Source organism: Virgibacillus dakarensis, from assembly GCF_900155625.1.
Lineage (GTDB): Bacteria > Bacillota > Bacilli > Bacillales > Amphibacillaceae > Lentibacillus_C > Lentibacillus_C populi.
Window position 1 is genome coordinate 1762907 of the sequence record NZ_LT732554.1, and the last position, 17303, is coordinate 1780209.

General features: G+C 38.8%; 15 protein-coding genes. 13 read left to right on the plus strand and 2 right to left on the minus strand.

Annotated features, from left to right (window positions below; genetic code table 11):
- Positions 1-10: 10 nt before the first annotated feature.
- Positions 11-1825 carry an ABC transporter substrate-binding protein gene (locus CZ382_RS18150; RefSeq protein WP_088052586.1) on the plus strand — a complete coding sequence of 605 codons (1815 nt, stop codon included), beginning with the start codon at positions 11-13 and terminating at the stop codon, positions 1823-1825.
- Positions 1826-2568: 743 nt separating this feature from the next.
- On the plus strand, positions 2569-3657 hold the full coding sequence (locus CZ382_RS18160; RefSeq protein ID WP_088052587.1) for a metallophosphoesterase family protein: 1089 nt from the start codon (positions 2569-2571) through the stop codon (positions 3655-3657).
- Positions 3658-3901: 244 nt separating this feature from the next.
- Here CZ382_RS18160 and tatC read toward each other — a convergent pair whose 3' ends face one another.
- Together tatC and tatA (CZ382_RS18170) are read right to left on the minus strand one after the other, a co-directional pair.
- Positions 3902-4675, minus strand: coding sequence for a twin-arginine translocase subunit TatC (tatC, locus tag CZ382_RS18165; protein WP_088052588.1), 774 nt, complete (start codon positions 4673-4675; stop codon positions 3902-3904).
- Between the two features lie 172 nt (positions 4676-4847).
- The gene (gene tatA, locus CZ382_RS18170; RefSeq protein WP_088052589.1) at positions 4848-5048 is read right to left on the minus strand and encodes a twin-arginine translocase TatA/TatE family subunit; all 201 of its coding nucleotides are present in this window, start codon (positions 5046-5048) and stop codon (positions 4848-4850) included.
- Positions 5049-5235: 187 nt separating this feature from the next.
- Here tatA (CZ382_RS18170) and CZ382_RS18175 point away from each other — a divergent pair, with 187 nt between their 5' ends.
- The 11 genes from CZ382_RS18175 to CZ382_RS18225 all read left to right on the plus strand — a co-directional run bounded on the left by CZ382_RS18175 (position 5236) and on the right by CZ382_RS18225 (position 17215).
- Positions 5236-6681: an alkaline phosphatase PhoX gene (locus CZ382_RS18175; RefSeq protein WP_088052590.1), complete on the plus strand. Its 1446-nt coding sequence runs from the start codon at positions 5236-5238 to the stop codon at positions 6679-6681.
- 73 nt (positions 6682-6754) lie between these two features.
- Complete coding sequence (locus CZ382_RS18180) at positions 6755-7336, plus strand: TasA family protein (protein ID WP_088053535.1); 582 nt, start codon at positions 6755-6757, stop codon at positions 7334-7336.
- Between the two features lie 59 nt (positions 7337-7395).
- The gene (locus tag CZ382_RS18185; protein ID WP_268811348.1) at positions 7396-8226 is read left to right on the plus strand and encodes a TasA family protein; all 831 of its coding nucleotides are present in this window, start codon (positions 7396-7398) and stop codon (positions 8224-8226) included.
- The gene (sipW, locus tag CZ382_RS18190; RefSeq protein WP_088052592.1) at positions 8223-8795 is read left to right on the plus strand and encodes a signal peptidase I SipW; all 573 of its coding nucleotides are present in this window, start codon (positions 8223-8225) and stop codon (positions 8793-8795) included. The genes CZ382_RS18185 and sipW overlap by 4 nt, the downstream gene beginning before the upstream one ends.
- Positions 8796-8860: 65 nt before the next feature.
- The gene (locus CZ382_RS18195) at positions 8861-9280 is read left to right on the plus strand and encodes a Fur family transcriptional regulator (protein WP_088052593.1); all 420 of its coding nucleotides are present in this window, start codon (positions 8861-8863) and stop codon (positions 9278-9280) included.
- An 858-nt stretch (positions 9281-10138) separates the two neighbouring features.
- Positions 10139-11836, plus strand: a complete 1698-nt coding sequence (locus tag CZ382_RS18200; RefSeq protein WP_407701332.1) for an alkaline phosphatase D family protein — start codon at positions 10139-10141, stop codon at positions 11834-11836.
- 22 nt (positions 11837-11858) lie between these two features.
- Entirely contained in the window at positions 11859-12068 is a 210-nt protein-coding gene (gene tatA / locus CZ382_RS18205) for a twin-arginine translocase TatA/TatE family subunit (RefSeq protein WP_088052595.1), read from the plus strand.
- A gap of 226 nt (positions 12069-12294) precedes the next feature.
- Positions 12295-12480, plus strand: coding sequence for a hypothetical protein (locus CZ382_RS23995; RefSeq protein ID WP_200809544.1), 186 nt, complete (start codon positions 12295-12297; stop codon positions 12478-12480).
- Between the two features lie 327 nt (positions 12481-12807).
- Positions 12808-14328, plus strand: coding sequence for a BCCT family transporter (locus CZ382_RS18215; RefSeq protein ID WP_088052596.1), 1521 nt, complete (start codon positions 12808-12810; stop codon positions 14326-14328).
- A gap of 45 nt (positions 14329-14373) precedes the next feature.
- Complete coding sequence (locus CZ382_RS18220) at positions 14374-15084, plus strand: TetR/AcrR family transcriptional regulator (RefSeq protein ID WP_088052597.1); 711 nt, start codon at positions 14374-14376, stop codon at positions 15082-15084.
- 79 nt (positions 15085-15163) lie between these two features.
- A complete protein-coding gene (locus tag CZ382_RS18225) occupies positions 15164-17215 on the plus strand; it encodes a CocE/NonD family hydrolase (protein ID WP_140392752.1) in 2052 nt (683 codons plus the stop codon).
- The last annotated feature ends 88 nt before the right edge of the window (positions 17216-17303 follow it).

Below are 17303 nucleotides of genomic sequence, written 5' to 3' on the forward strand. Positions count from 1 at the left end.
GGAGTTCAGATTGAAGAAAAGACTATTACTTGTATTGTTTAGCTTGATTTTGTTATTGACTGCTTGTATAGAAACAAAATCAGAAGTTTCTAAAGAAAAAGATGCCGACTCGGATAAAAATTCAGACGGGTCAAATCCGGAAATCGAAATACTTGGAATGAGCAGTTCAGAAGATGATATAAATATTGTTCGTGACCAGCTGATTAAAAATGGCTTTGATGTAAAACTGAATCTACAGCCGGATTATGGCAGTTTTAAAGCGCAGCAAGACGCTGGAAATTTTGACGTTGCATTATCAAGTTGGACAACAGTAACGGGAAATCCGGATTATGCGGTCCGGTCTCTATTTAAAACCGGTGGTGACTATAGTATTCTTGCTGATGACGAAATTGACAAACTGATTGATCAAGCAGGTATCGAAACACCTGAAGAATACGTGGAAACGTATAAGCAGTTAGAGCAGAAGCTTGTATTTGATAAAGCATATATCGTTCCACTTTATGGTTCCTTTAAAACGCAAGGCATTAACACGGACATATTGGATAAGGATTCTATTAGACTCTCAAAATCCCGTGCACTTGCCTGGGAAACAATTGATTTCAAGGATAAATCAAAACGGGATAAAGATCCACTTATGCTATCACAGGAAAGTTCAACGCTAACATCACTGGATCCGATTAAAGGAAATGACGGTTCCATCAATACGATTAATACAAATATGTATGTACGTATTGTAAATCTGACGGATGATGATGAAGTTACTTCAGACGGATCACTCAGTTATAATTTCGGCATAGCGGAAGGTAACTCTGACTATTACTTTTTATTAAGGGATGATATTAATTTTGCTGAAATCAAGGATGGCAAGGCAGTAGATACAGGGGAACGCGTTGGTGCCGATGATGTAATTTTCTCCTTAAACAGGGCAAAAGACAAAAATTCTGTTCCCGATCATCGAACATATACGTTACATGAACATATTAAAGATGTCGAAGTAGTAACAGATCTTGATGCACTGGAAGCTGTTACGATATCTGGTGGGGACGATACGATAAAAGCAGCACTAGAAAAAGGGCTGGATACAGATATTAGTGAACTTGTTTCCGATAAGAACAAAGCGAATAATGAAGCAGGAAAATATCAAGTTATAAAACTGACAACAACGGAACCATTTCCACAAGTACTAAACTATTTGGCACATCAATCTGCAGGCATTGTATCCAAAAAACAAGTGGAAAGTATTAATACGTACGATGTTGATTCCTACGATGTAAACAAAGATATTGCTTATGGTGACCAGGATACAGTAACAGAAGGTGACAAGTACAATAATACGTTGTATGCAAGCGGTCCATACATTTTATCTTCCAAAGATAATTATGAAGCAACCTTTTATAAAAATCCCGCTTACATGAAAGATACAGAACATGAACCGAAAATTTCTACTGTTAAAGTCCGCTTTATCAAAGATGCGGATAGTACACTTTCTGCATTGCGCAACAGTGAAATTTATTTATACTATGGTGTTCCGGAAACCAAATACGATGTTGTTGATAAGGATGATAAATTAACGAGACAAAGTATTGAAAGCAATGCAGTAACCTACTTATTATTCAATACGGAAAACAGGGAAGTAGCTGAAAGTGAAAATTTGCGAAAAGCTGTTTTGTACTCGATTAATCAAGATGAGTTTCTTGACTTCTATCATGGTAACAAATTAAAGGCTTCTTCAACGGTTAGTCCGCTTGTAGATACTGGAAATGAACTGAAATCTGATCCGGAAAAGGTGAAAAAATACCTAAAGAAGTATAAAGATAACAAGTAAGCAATAAGAGATTATTTTAAGAGACTGTCCCAGAATGATTGCTGTTGGGGCAGTCTCTGTGTTTCCGGTTTTCGAAATTATAGAGTGACCGGGCTTAGGTGGAGTAGGGATTAAGGTTGAGATTCTAACTGCTGTTATTTTGACAATGTGTTGTTTAACAGGGACAGAAAAATTACCCATGAATATTGCGGTATCGAGTAAGTACAGTCCAAACATTCCGCAACACATTTATAAAGATTGTAAAAGACAGCCTACTCGGCGGTGACTATGGAGATGCTGACCGGGATCTAGCACCAGTTTTGATATTCTTAGTAAGTGAGGCTTCCAATTTTATTACCAGTCAACTAAAATAGGAATCGTTGTCGTACTCCTTAATGTTTCTTGCGACAAACATTTATCGAACTGAGCTCATTCCACCTACTGGGGCTGTCTAGTAACCCTAAATCTAAAGCCAAAATCAGAGACCAAAGCTGCATTGTACGCAGCAATGTTTCAGTCTGTGAATGGTTGTTAATATAGAGAATAATACTCATTAATATATTAACACTGCTAGTAGTCGGGTTTACATTCTAATTGATTAGTAGTACCATCCTGACGACTGAACCCCCATATATGCATTTTCAGTGCATAAAATATTTAAATCTTTATTCTTTACAATATTCATACATCTTATTAACTTACACTTAATGTTCTATTAGTAATATTATAATTGACTGATTAAAAAAGATATTGGGGGATTTTATATGAGAGTGACTAAATTAATGCTTATTGCAGTTATTTTAATTGCAGTGATGAATGGGTTTAACAGCTCAGCCGTAGCAGAACCAAACGACAATATGAAGCTTCAATTTAATTCCGATGGAAAGTTTAAAATTGTACAGTTTAACGATATGCAAGATGACGAGAATATCGACCCTAGAACTGTAAAACTAATGGAAAAAGTACTTGATGACGAAAAGCCCGATCTAGTTGTGTTGAATGGGGACAGTATAAATGGTGATATGGAAACATCTAGAGAGGTCATGAAGGCTATCAACAATATTGCTCAGCCAATGGAAGAAAGAGGGGTGAAGTGGGTCGTCACTTTCGGTAACCACGACGCGGATCATACATCGAAGACCGGCCTTGATGAGGAAGATATGCTAGATATATATATGTCCTACAAATATAATCTGAACAAGCCGGAAGCGAAGGATATCACTGGGACTGGTAACACAAATCTGTTAATCCAGGATTCCAAGGGAAAGAATGCAGCATTCAATATTTGGTTGTTTGACAGCGGGAGATATGCTCCAGAGGAAATCGCCGGACAAGATTTTGAAGGGTACCCAAATTGGGACTGGCTCCGTTTTGATCAAATAAAATGGTACTACGAGACTTCGCAAAAGTTAGAACACCAAACTGGCCATAAAGTCCCATCACTCGCATTTATGCATATTCCTCTTCAAGAGTTTGAATATATGTGGTACGCGAGCCCAAGTGAAAGAACAGAAGAGAGCCATGCCAAAGCTGTCGAGAAGCATGATATCACAGGAGAAAAGAACGAATGCGTGTGCTCTGGTCCGTTTAACAGTGGCATGTTTGCTGCTATGCTAGAAAGGGGTGACGTGGAAGGCGTCTTTTCTGGCCATGACCATGTGAATACTTATGACGGCAACTATTATGGAATCAAGTTGGGATATGCGGGAAGCACAGGATTCGGCACCTATGGTTTGGGGGAGAATGAAGATCACAGATTGCGCGGCGCAAGGGTATTTAATCTCCAAGAAGACAAAAGAGATGTTTTGGTTGAAACCCACATGGTTTTTGCAAAAGATTATGGCATTCAATAAGAGAAAACTGATTAAAATGAACACGTCTATCAGGGGCATTACTCCAGCAAAGAGACATTTGTTGGAGTAATGTCCCTCTTTTTAAGGGCGACAAGACAACTATTTAAAGAAATGACTCTTTTTGTAAAATTTCACCATAACTTTCTTTATTTTAGAATAGTCCCCAAACGTAAAGAAAAAGTGCTTCCCCCAATGATTAAGATGGAATAATTTGGCGGTACTCGAAACTGCTAAAACAAAAATGTTAAACAGCATTCTCCTGCCTCATAAATTCCTCATACTTCTTTAGCTTTTTCCGATACACAACTTTAGATAATTGGATACTAACTTCATAAAGCAAAATAAACGGGAAAGAGACTAGAAGCGGCATCAGTAAGTCTGGTGGTGTCAACATGGTACTAATGATGATTAAGGCCAAATAGGCAAACTTCCTTATTCTACTCATGTAATCTGGCGTAATGATTCCAAGGGTAGTTAAGAACATTGCTGCGATTGGAAGTTCAAACAGCAGTGCAAATGGGATGATAGTCTGGAATAAAAATTTAAAATAACGATCCACCGTAATCAAGACATCAAACATTCCCTCCGATAACGTAAGGATAAATGGGAATACGAATTGAACGAAAATTTCATAACCAAATACCAATCCGATTATAAATAAGACAAAAATAAAAGGTATGTAAGATAGTGAAACTCTTCTTTCATATGAAGTTAATCCGGGTCTAATAAATGCCCAGGTTTGGTATGCTAAAACCGGAATTGTTCCAGTGATTGCTACCACACCTGCCATTTGAAAATAAATCCAAATGATTTCTGTCGGGCTGATCACCATTAAGTCAATATCTATATCATTTATAAAAAAAGTATAGATGTCTTTTACAAATGCAAAACCTAGCATGAAAAATAAGAAAAACAGGACTAGTGTAGCAATAATTCGATTTCTTAACTCTGTTAAATGCCCTGTTAAATTCATTTCTTTATTATTTTTGCTTTTTTTCCACTTTATTAGAAAACCCATTTTCAATCCCCCTTCATTCTTGGAAAAGCTTGGCTTCTCACCATTAGCGGAGCAACAGCTTATTCTTCTTCATAAAATTACTTTGCAAAAAGACGAACGAATGCGATTTTTTTAAAAAGCAGAATAAGGAAGATGCAGGGTCTCCCCCGCACCTTCATCTTTTTTCCGAACGTTACTTACTTTTACCCGTTTCTACTGTTTTTTCGCTTTCATCCTTTTCATCTTCTTTTGTCAAGTCCTGGGCTGCTTGTTTGAATTCATTTAATGTTTGACCGGTTGCTTTGCCGATTTCAGGGAGTTTCTTCGGTCCAAAAATAACTAAAGCAATAATCAAAATTATAATTAACCCTGGAATTCCTATACTTGATAACATATATCCCACCCTCTTTTCCTTACTTATTAACGCCATTCTAACATGCTATTTTTTAAAAATATGCATGATTGAAGATAATTTACCGAAATTTTACGATAGCTTACCAATAACTTAAAAAATGATTGTTAACCTAGTAATTGAAGACACCAAAGAAGGAAAATCATACATACTAAAAAAGGAGGAAATCATGTTGAGCAATCATTTGAACATGGACAGGCGTCATTTTTTGAAGGTTGGTGGAGTAACAGCAGCAACACTGGCATTGGGAACAACCGGTCTTTTAGCACTGGGGGAGAATGGAAATAAAGCACTCGCAGCAACCAGATCGCGAGGTTCGTTTGGCGGATATGGGCCACTTGTTAAAGATTCTGGAGGTATTTTGAATCTTCCGAAAGGATTCCAGTACCGAATTATTTCAGAAGAAGGTGGGAGGCTTTCCGATGGTCGTCCGATTCCCGCATTATTTGACGGAATGGCAGCATTTAAAGGAAAGCATAATTCTACTATTCTTGTCCGTAACCACGAATTAACGAGCCAAACAAATAATCCTGTAATCGGCCGAAATCCATACGACAAGAAAAATACTGGTGGAACAACCGCGCTTATCGTAGGTCCCGATCTTAAACTGCATGAAGAATATGTTACATCTTCCGGTACGATTCGAAACTGTGCTGGTGGAGGAACCCCTTGGGGAACATGGCTAACTTGTGAAGAAACTAGAAATACTGGACATGGTTATGTATTTGAAGTTGATCCACTGGATCCTGAAAATGACTTGTCTAAAACACCTATCAGAGAAATGGGAGCATTTTCTCATGAGGCTGTAGACGTAGATCCCGCAACTGGCATTGTCTATATGACAGAAGACGATGGTCCAGAAAGTTATTTCTATCGTTATATTCCAAATGATCCTAGCGGAAAAATTGGTTCCTTGCAAAAAGGTGGAAAATTACAAGCTGCTGCCGTAGAGGAAATGAGTTCGAATGAAATGAGCAACTTCTATAGCAACAAGAAATTTGGCATTGTATGGAAAGACCTTGATCCCGAGAAACCTACCTTGGATGCACGGAATAAAGGATGTATTCAATTTTCCCGATTGGAAGGCTGTCACTTTGTGGATGGTGTATTCTGGTTCTCTGACACAGATGCAGGGGATAAGAATTTGGGAAGAATCTATCGCTATATTCCAGCTACGAATACGTTAGAGATTTTCTATGAATCTACTGAAACGAATGATTTAGAAGCCCCAGATAATATTACGATTACGCCATGGGGTGATTTATGGATTGTAGAAGATGGTGGAGGTTCAGACCGCATTATCGGCTTAACCCCAGAAGGAACAACTTATATCTTTGCAGAAAACATACTAAATGATTCCGAATTGGCTGGTCCAACATTTTCCCCAGATGGAAAAACATTATTCGTAAATATACAAACACCCGGTATAACACTGGCTATTCAGGGACCTTTCTCACATAGGAATGCGGCTAGAAGTCGTTTAATGGGGCATGCAGCACCTCCGGAAAGTTATGCACCAAAGGTCTCAGACAAATTAACTGCATTTGCCGAAGCTCAAGGGATGTCTCGTTTAGAAGCAGCTGCTTTTCATCGTCATGGTATGCCAATTTTATAGAATAGAAGCCGGTATATACGTGCTAGAATTGTTCGACATTTAAATAATAAAAAAGAAGGGGAGATTTTTCATGATGAGTTTTAAGAAAAAATTAGGTTATGCCTTATCATCCGCAGCTCTTGGATTAGTTTTAGTAACAGGAGGGACATTTGCCTATTTTAGCGATACGGCAGAAACCCAAAATACCTTTGCTGCGGGCACATTGGATTTATCATTAGACCCTGAAGTAATTATAGATGTGGAAAATCTGATACCAGGAGATTCGGAGTTTCGTACTTTCTATTTAGAAAACAATGGAACAGTCGATATCAAGGAAGTGATACTGAGAACCAGCTATGAGGTGGAAGATGCTAAAGGTGATAACACGGATGACTTTGGAAAGCATATTCGGGTAAACTTCCTTGAAAATGCAGATAAATCCGAGGACTATGGATACAACGATATCATTTTTTCTACCACTTTATATGATTTACAAAATATGAGTCCAGATGCGGTAGAAAAGAATATTGTTGGTATTGGAGGAGAGCAAAGTGGATTACCGGCCGGTACCAATGACACGATGTTTGTTGCATTTGAATTTGTAGAAACGGAAGAGGATCAAAATCAATTCCAAGGTGACAAGCTAAAACTTGATTGGTCGTTCGAGGCTAGATAGTAGTAATCAAATAGAATCAAAGGAGAGAGATGATTTCTCTCTCCTTTACATACTTAATCATGTTTTGGGAGGGAAGGAAAATTAGTATCAAAAGAAAGTTGGTAATGGGTATCGCTGGGATGATAGTTGGGCTGAGTTTAATTGTTGAGGGGTCCTATGCCTATTTTACAGATACTCATGCAACAGACAGTTTTATTACCAATGGTACATTAAATCTGGAAGTAGATAAGGAGACACTTATGCAAATTGAGAATATGGTTCCCGGGGATACCGTTGAGGGTCGGATAGAGCTCTCCAACAATGGAAGTATCGATATGGAAAAAGTATTACTGCATTCCACCTATGAAGTAGTCGATAAAGGGGAGCCAAACCAGGAAGATGATTTAGGTGAACATATTCGTGTGAAGCTTATCCACCATGATAAGGAAGGAGAAAAAGTTTTATTTCAGCAAAGGCTATCCCAGCTGACTAATAACCCCGAGCAAATGATAAATGCTTTTCCTAGCGGTAGTGGGAAGGAATCATTTACAGTTCAATTTACATTCGTTGACAATGGCGGAAATCAAAATCACTTCCAAGCAGACAAACTAAAAGTTAAATGGAATTTTGAGGCCGTCCAAAGAGATGGTAAGACGTCTTCCGCATCAAGTACGCACGCTTCTTTTCATGACAAAACCAGTATAGATGGGAACCTGGCCATTGGAACATGGAATCAGGAAAAATCAATTAAAACGGATGAACAAAGCAACCAGCAAGTAGAGAAAGATGGTCAAGATACATTGGAAAGCTCTGAGAAAGCAAATGTTGAGGATAAGGAGCAGGAAGCAACTAACGCGGAAAGCAAGCAGAACTCGGAAGAAAATAGCTCTGGGGAGGCTGGGGAAAATTGAAACCACTATTAAAATGGGGAAATCGGATTTTAACAGTCCTTATCATCCTATTTATCGTAAGTGTTGCAGCTCTCGTTCTTTCTAATAAGCTGACGAATCAGGAGTCCGGAATATTTGGATATCAATTAAAAACGGTGTTATCCGGGTCGATGGAACCTGGTATTCAAACGGGATCGATTATTGCCATAAAATCAGTGGATGAAGAGGAAAGTAAAAAATTTCAAGCAGGTGACGTTATTACGTTCCAGGATGAGGACAAAAAATTAATCAGCCATCGGATTGCAGATGTTACGATGACAGATAGCGGAGTGAAGTACACTACCAAAGGGGATAATAACGATGCAGCCGACATTGAACCGGTATTGCCTAATAATGTGGTTGGAGAATATCAAGGACTTACCGTCCCATACGTCGGTTATCTGATTCATTTTGCCCAGTCTCCAAATGGAATTCTTCTGTTGATGATCGTCCCGGGTGTCATCCTGTTAGGTTATTCTGCATTCACCATTTGGAGTATGCTAAGAAAATTGGAAAATAAGAATCAAAGCAATTCATTAGAAATGAAATAGCTTAGCGCGCATCACACGTTGACCTGTATTAACAGCTAAAATCGGATTAAAGGGGATGGAAATCAATGGGTAAAATGATGAAAGAAACGATGACAACATTGAAAGAATCAGGTATTCGGGTAACCTCGCAGAGACTGGCCATTATTGAGTATTTATCCAATACAGTGAATCATCCTAGTGCGTATCAGATATACAGCTCCATAAAAAAACACTTTCCCAATTTAAGCATTGCCACTGTTTACAACAATTTACGTTTTTTGGTGAAAAAAGGAGCCATCAAAGAATTATATGTAAACGGCTCTAGCTGGTATGATTATAATACATCTGATCATTATCATCTAGTATGTCAGTCCTGCGGGAAAATTGAAGATATGGATTATCCGTTATTCTATGAAATTGAAGATTTCGCAGAGGATTTTTACGGGTATATCATCCAGACACATAGTCTCCAGTTATATGGATTATGTAAAGCATGTCAGAAATAAATAGAAATGCATCCGTTTGAGTAGATCATAGAGACAGTAGAAATTTAGGAAATTATTGTTAATATAGAAGAATAAACTTCCGGAGGGATTTTTAGATAAGGAATAATTGAAAGTCAAACTGAATGAAAAAAGTTGTGTTTAATAAAAGAAACGGTTTAAAAGGTGCATAAACTTTTTAGCAGATTTATCTTATGTAAATTTTTGCTGCGAGTTAATATTGTTAGGAAAGGGGTTTTTTGATCTGATCAACAAGCTCTTTTCTTGTTTCTTCTGAACTGGCGTTTCATTAATTCGAGCTAAATATACCAAGAATGTTAACTGTATATAAAAAGCACCAATTTTTCCATTAGAGGCTAGATATTTTTATAATATGCATTGTGCAACGATTTTAAAAGGGTATTCAAGTAATGTTAAGGGATATTAGCTTAGTTGTGCTAAGGAAATCACATCATTTCGAATAGGGATTATTAGCTTTTGTCCAGCATGGTGTAAATTATCCCCAAGTTCATTAAGGATTTATAGCAAAACTAAAATGTTATATTTTCGTTAATCCGATGTTAATAAAACCAGGAATTAAAGACCAAGATTAAAGAACGAGCCATTAAAAATAACATAATTACTTAGATCCAAAACTCCATTTAAGGTTAAAGTTAATGTAACTCCTTCGATTATCCCGTTACATATTACCTGCCTTTTCCATCAGGATATTTTGCCTCCTTTACAAACTTAACAATGAATTAATAACCACATTATATAATTAGAATAGATTTAAATAAATAGGGATAAGGAAAGGAGCAAAATCATATGTCAAGGGAAAAATCACTGGAAGACTTGATTCAACAATTAAACGAGGAAACCATGCAAAAAAATGTCGATAGACGGGGATTTATTCAAGGGGCTGGAAAAATTGCTGGTGTTTCATTAGGAATGGTAATTGCTCAATCAATGGGCGGAATTAAGGTTGATGCGGAAGCAAAATTTAGTGACTATCCATTCTCGCTTGGTGTTGCCTCTGGAGACCCACTTCCTGACAGTGTCGTTTTGTGGACAAGGCTAGCTCCAAAACCTCTCGAAGGCGGAGGCGCCCCTGCACGTAATATTCCTGTACAGTGGGAGCTAGCAAAGGATGAAAGCTTTCACCATATTGTTCAGCGTGGAACGGCAATCGCAAGGCCGGAATTGGCCCACTCTATTCATGTAGAAGTTGAACGTTTACAGTCCAATACGGTCTACTTTTATCGTTTTAATGCTGGAGGTGAATCTAGTCAAGTTGGCAGAACGAAAACACTTCCAGCCTATGGATCAAGTGTATCTAGTCTTACCTTTGCCTTTGCCTCCTGCCAGCAATATGAACATGGTTACTATACTGCCTATAAACATTTGGCTAAAGAAGACCTTGATCTCGTTTTCCATCTCGGAGACTATATATACGAATATGGTCCAAATGAATATGTATCCGGTTCAGGTAACGTAAGAACTCACAGCGGGCCGGAAATCAAGACGCTAACGGATTATCGCAATCGGCATGCCCAATATCGAACCGACGAAGATCTGCAATCTGCTCATGCTGCGTTTCCGTGGGTGGTGACCTGGGATGATCATGAGGTGGAAAACAATTATGCAGATGTAATTCCGGAAAAAGATCAATCTGTAGGAGAATTTATTGAGCGGCGAATCGCTGCCTATCAAGCATATTACGAACATATGCCTCTGAGAAGATCGTCTATGCCGCACGGGGCTGATATGCAGTTATATCGCAGCTTCTCTTATGGTGATCTAGCAAATTTCTTTGTATTGGATACACGCCAGTACCGATCCGATCAAGCAAATGGCGACACTAGTTCGCCGCAAACACCAGAATCACTGGATCCATCTCGTACCCTACTGGGTGAAAAACAAGAGGCTTGGTTAAAGGAGAACCTAAGCAACTCCAAGACAAAATGGAATGTACTGGCACAGCAAATATTCTTCGCAAAACAGAACTTTGGAAAAAGCGAGGATGAGCCGTTATACAGCATGGACGGCTGGGACGGTTATACGCCTGCCCGTGAGCGGATTACGGACCTCTGTGCCAGTAAAGAAATGAATAATTTGATCGTTCTGACGGGTGACGTTCATGCGAGCTGGGCATCTAATCTTTTGGCTGATTTTAATGATCAAAACTCTCGTCTACTGGGGGCAGAATTTGTCGGAACATCGATTACATCTGGTGGAAATGGAGCGGATAAACGCGCGGATACCGATCGAATCCTGGAGCAGAATCCACATATCAAATTTTTTAATGACTATCGTGGCTATGTTCGTTGCCGTGTCACACCTTCACAATGGAAGGCGGACTATCGCGTTGTCCCTTTTGTTACAAAACCAGGGGCAGCTATTTCTACAAGGGCATCTTTTATATACGAGAAGGATCAAGAAGGGTTGAAAGAATTGGCTGCTTCTATTGTTCCGTTAGGTAAGCAACGATCCAATGAGGTCGAAGAGGATCGATATCGAGCACACAACCGTGCACATGAAAAGCAGCGTAAGAAGGTAAGGGAAAAACAACTGAATTAATATTAGAAAGGGTGGTAGGCTAATGCTCTCAAACATTGGGATTCCAGGATTAATTTTAATACTTGTTCTTGCCCTGATTATTTTTGGTCCATCCAAGCTACCTGAAGTCGGCCGGGCATTCGGTAAAACGTTGAAGGAATTTAAAAATGCTTCACAGAATTTGATGTCAGGGGATAACGGGAATGAACGAGAGGTAACGGAAAAGGACAGTTCATCTTCTTTGGAGAAATAACAGGCTGATCAGAGGATAGAATGAGGGGACAAGAGACCCTAACGACCTATTTTTAGAGACAGGAGAGGAGAATAACCATAAAAAGACTTTTACGGGGTTAGTCTTGAGTACTATTATGGTAGTTTCACTAACTGGTAATGTTTTTGCGAAGAAGTAGACCTAAAAGTAATATCCTATAACATTCACCATTGAGCAGGATTAGATGGTAAATTGGATTTAAAAAGAATTGCCAAGGTTACAAAGGATGCTGGTGGCTGACGTTATTGGAATTCAGGAAGTTGACCGCTTTTATGGTGACAGAAGCGATTTTCAAGATCAAATAAAAAAGTTAGCAGAATTACTCAGCAGAAAAAAGCTTGCAGAGAAAAACACCATATTCTCTACAAGCTTTTTCCATTATGTCAATTTCTAAAATCTCCCTTGCTGCATTGGTAACATGAATAAGGTTTGCTTAAACTCTATTTATTAGTACTGGCACTTGAATCCTCATCTTTAATATCTCGTTATATCATAATTTTTAAAGTTTTTTCCCTATCCTTCCCTTTATGCATACTTTCCTTCAAATATTTTTTGACAAATCCAATCATTATGTTAATATGAACATGTTCATATAAAGAACTTGTTCATATTGTACGAGGGGCACAGGTAATAAAAAATACAAGAAAAAAATACAGGGTATGCCCTTTTAAAAATAAGATTTTTAATTTATTAAACCAAACAGGAGGTATGCAAAAAAGATATGAATCCTAAAATTGATAAATCTATCTTTTGGCCATCACTTTTATTAGTGGTTGTCGTAACTATTTTTTTAATAATCTTTCGGGATACTGCTGGTCCGGTAGTATCCAACATGATGACAGAAATTACCTTTCGTCTAGATTGGGCATTTGAATTTTTAACTATCGGTTTATTCATTATTTTAATCTGGCTGATGGTTGGCCGGTACAGCAGAGTAAAACTTGGTGATTCAGATGATAAACCTGAGTTTTCCCGGTTTAGCTGGGGAGGTATGCTTTTCTGTGCAAGTATGGGAACAAGTATTATGTTTTGGTCAATTGTAGAACCACTCTACTATTATACTGGTCCTCCATTTGGTATCAAGGGTGGCTCGACCGAAGCCGCTGATTATGCAGTAAGCTATGGTTTGTTTCATTGGGGAATTTCTGCATGGGCTTTATATGCATTACCCGCTGTCGTGATGGCGTATAGCTTTTTTGTTCGTAAAGACCATTCTTTGAAAATAAGTGCTGCATGTCGCGGGGTGCTAGGTAAACATGCAGATGGATTTTTAGGAAAAGCTATTGATGTTTTAGTTATTTGGAGTATGATCGGTGGGCTTGGTACGTCGCTAGGTCTTGGGGTTCCGATGATTTCTGCAGTGGTTAGTGATCTTTTTGGCATTGAACCATCGTTATGGTTAAATGTCGTTATTATTATCATCTGGACGTTTATTTTTAGTTCAAGTGCATATTTAGGACTATATAAAGGAATCCGAAAATTAAGTGACTGGAACGTCTACATGGCATTAGGCTTGGCATTATTCGTTATAATCGTTGGGCCAACATTATTTATTCTCTCTTATTTCACAAATAGTTTGGGGTTGATGCTGGATGATTTCCTGCGGATGAGTCTGTACACGGATCCAATTGCAAAAAGTGGATTCCCGCAAACCTGGACTGTTTTCTATTGGGCATGGTTTGCCGCAACGGCTCCGTTTATCGGTATTTTCGTTGCCCGGATTTCTAGAGGGAGAAGTATTCGGGAATTGGTATTTAATGTGTTAATGTGGGGCTCCCTTGGCAGTTGGTTATATTTTGGAGTGTTTGGTGGATATGCAATGGATCTTGAGTTAAGTGGCAAACTAAGCTTAACTGAAATTTTAACAGAACAAAGTGAACAAGCTGTCATTGTTGCCGTGTTAAATTCACTGCCGCTACCAATGGTTGTTTCTATATTCTTTGTTATCCTTGGCTTTATTTTTCTCGCGACATCAATTGATTCAGCAAGCTATGTTATTGCCAGTGTTGCAACTCAAAAATTAGGTCCGACTACCGAACCTGCACGCTGGCACCGTCTATTATGGGGTGTGCTTCTATCGGCACTGGCCATTAGCTTAACTATTGTCGGGGGTCTTGATGTAGTACAAACCTCATCAGTACTCGTGTCTGTACCTGTTCTGATTATGTATGTGCTTATGGGACTATCATTGATAAAATGGTTAAAGAAAAATGAGCATCTGCATGTCTATGTTAAGAAATAATAGGTGGATTAACATGTGGATGTTCATAGTTAGGAAGTGACTGAATTGAGTTCTGGAAGAAAGGAAATACAACGAGCACGTATGTGGCGCTATTTTTTGGATGCTGCAACGGAAGTGATTGAAAAAGAAGGCATCAATCATGTTACCATTCGAAAAATAGCAGAAAAGGCAGGATATACAAGTTCTACCGCCTATAATTATTTTAGAGACTTATCCCACTTGAAATTTTTTGCGGCAATGCGATTTACGAAGGGGTATACGGATGAATTGCCTGTGTACCTTGAAAAAGGGAAGAACACCGTTGAAAAATGGCTCTATTCCTGGGAATGCTTCTGCAGGCATTCATTTGAACAACCTAAAATTTATTCCGTTATTTTTATGGATAACTTAGGGTCTGTACCGGAAGAATTGCTGGATGATTATTACAAAATTTATCGGGATGACCTAATTGGTTTGCCTGAACAAATCAAGTTGATTATTATGGAGCACAGTTTTTCAAAGCGTAGTGCCTTGTATATCGAAAATGCAGTAGACGAAGGATTGATCGAGAAAAAAGATATTGATTTTATCGCTGATACAACGTTAATGATTTGGAAAGGCATGATGAATACGGTGATGAATCAACGTCGGAAATATACGACAGAAGAGGCGATTAAGCGGACACTTTATTATGTATATGAAAGTGTCATAAGGGTAGTAAATCCTGATAAGAGAGAGGAAATTGAGTTTCTGCCAGGGAGAAAAATTGAAGATTAAATCCTGGAGTGATAGTAACGTGTGAGAGAAAAGTGTTGCCTAAGAATTAGATAAGAATGATATATAGGAGGTTAATGACTTGGTATTTAATGTTAAAGATTCCAAGGAGCGAAAGATTAAAACAGAATTTCCGAGAGAAATAGCGAAGATGGATCATGTATGGATTCCTATGTCTGATGGCGCAAAATTAGCTGCAACGATTTGGCTTCCAAAAGATGCGGAAGAACATCCGGTACCTGCTATACTGGAATATATCCCATATCGGAAAAATGATTTTACAGCGCTTCGGGATTCCATTAGACATCCATATTTTGCTGGGCATGGGTATGCCAGTATTCGTGTAGATATAAGGGGTTCAGGTGATTCAGACGGTATTTTATTGGATGAATATTTAAAACAGGAACAAGATGATGCATTAGAAATACTTGACTGGATAGCAAAACAGCCGTGGTCAACCGGGAACGTAGGAATGATCGGAAAATCATGGGGCGGTTTTAATAGTCTGCAGGTTGCAGCAAGACAACACCCAGCATTGAAAACAATCATTACATTGTGTTCCACCGATGACCGTTATGCAGATGACGTCCATTATAAGGGTGGCAACCTTTTAGCATCAGATATGCTTTGGTGGGCTTCCACTATGTTTGTGTATAATGCAAGACCACAAGACCCGGAAGTTGTAGGAGAAAGCTGGCGGGACAACTGGTTGGACCGGCTGGAGAACACACCTCCATTTGTAGAAGAATGGACTCGGCACCAGCTGAGGGATGCGTACTGGAAGCATGGGTCAATTTGTGAGGATTACGCTAAGATTCAGATCCCTGTATTTGCTGTAAGTGGCTGGCAAGATGGCTATACCAATGCAGTGTTTCGTTTACTGGAAAATTTACCGAATGAAAGTAAAGGGTTAATTGGACCATGGGCGCATGAATATCCTGAAGTAGCAATACCCGAGCCTGCAATCGGTTTCTTACAGGAATGTCTTCGTTGGTGGGATCAATGGTTAAAAGGAAAAGATACGGGGATCATGGATGAGCCTAAACTAATTTCATGGATACAGGACAGTGAATTGCCCGCAGTAAGCTATGATGAAAGACCTGGCAAATGGGTTGCTGACTGGTCGTGGCCATCGAGAAATATAAATGAAAAAAACCTTTATTTAGCAGAAAAAAAACTAACCAATGAAGTAATGGCTGGGGAAGAAACGGTTATTCCTAGCGTACAAGAACATGGATTTTATGCAGGAGTTTTCTGTCCATTTGGTCAACCAGGCGATCTTGCCGCTGATCAACGTTTGGAAAATGGTAAATCTGTTGTATTTACATCAGAACCTTTACAGGAAACGATGGAGTTGTTAGGGCATCCCATCTTTCATGGTGAACTGTCATCAGATCAGGAAAATGCATTGTTAGCAGTGAGGTTATGTGACAAAGCACCAACCGGCGAATCAACTTTAATTAGCTGGGGAATGTTAAATTTGAATCATCACTACTCACATGAACGGGCAGAACCACTGAAACCGGGGGAAAAATACAAGGTCACAGTGCAGCTTGATGCATTGGGACAACAAATACCAAAGGGTCACCGGTTAGAATTAGCAGTATCACCAACATACTGGCCTCAGGCATGGCCGTCTCCAAAACCAGTTACATTAAAATTGTATTCGGGTAAAGACACGAATATCTCATTACCAGTAAGAATACCACAAGCTAAAGATGCAGAATATGGCCATTTCGAAAACCCTGAAACAGCCAAGGTAATGGATAAAGAAATTATTAGGGAAGAAAATAGAACAAGACACGTATCACATGACCTAGTTAATGGAATTTGGAAATTAGAAGATTTCTCAGATGAAGGCGAGAGAAAATTGCATGCAAATGGCCTGCAGTATGGCAGTATCAATAAAAATACGTTTACGATTAAGGAAAATGATCCACTATCTGCAAAGGTGACGTGTGAATGGGAATTGAATGTCGGACGTGACGACTGGCAGACAAAACTAAAAAGCTATAGCGAAATGACGAGTGATGAAACAGCATTTTATCTAGTCAACACGATTAGTGCTTTTGAAAATGAGGAAAAAATTTTTACTAAAACATGGAGGAAGGAGATACCTAGGGAGTTTGTGTGAAGAAGCGCCAACGTTTTTGAGGTTTAATGTTAAGAGGAAAATGGGTATGGGTCAATTTCTTAAGAACAAGACAATATATTGTAGGGAA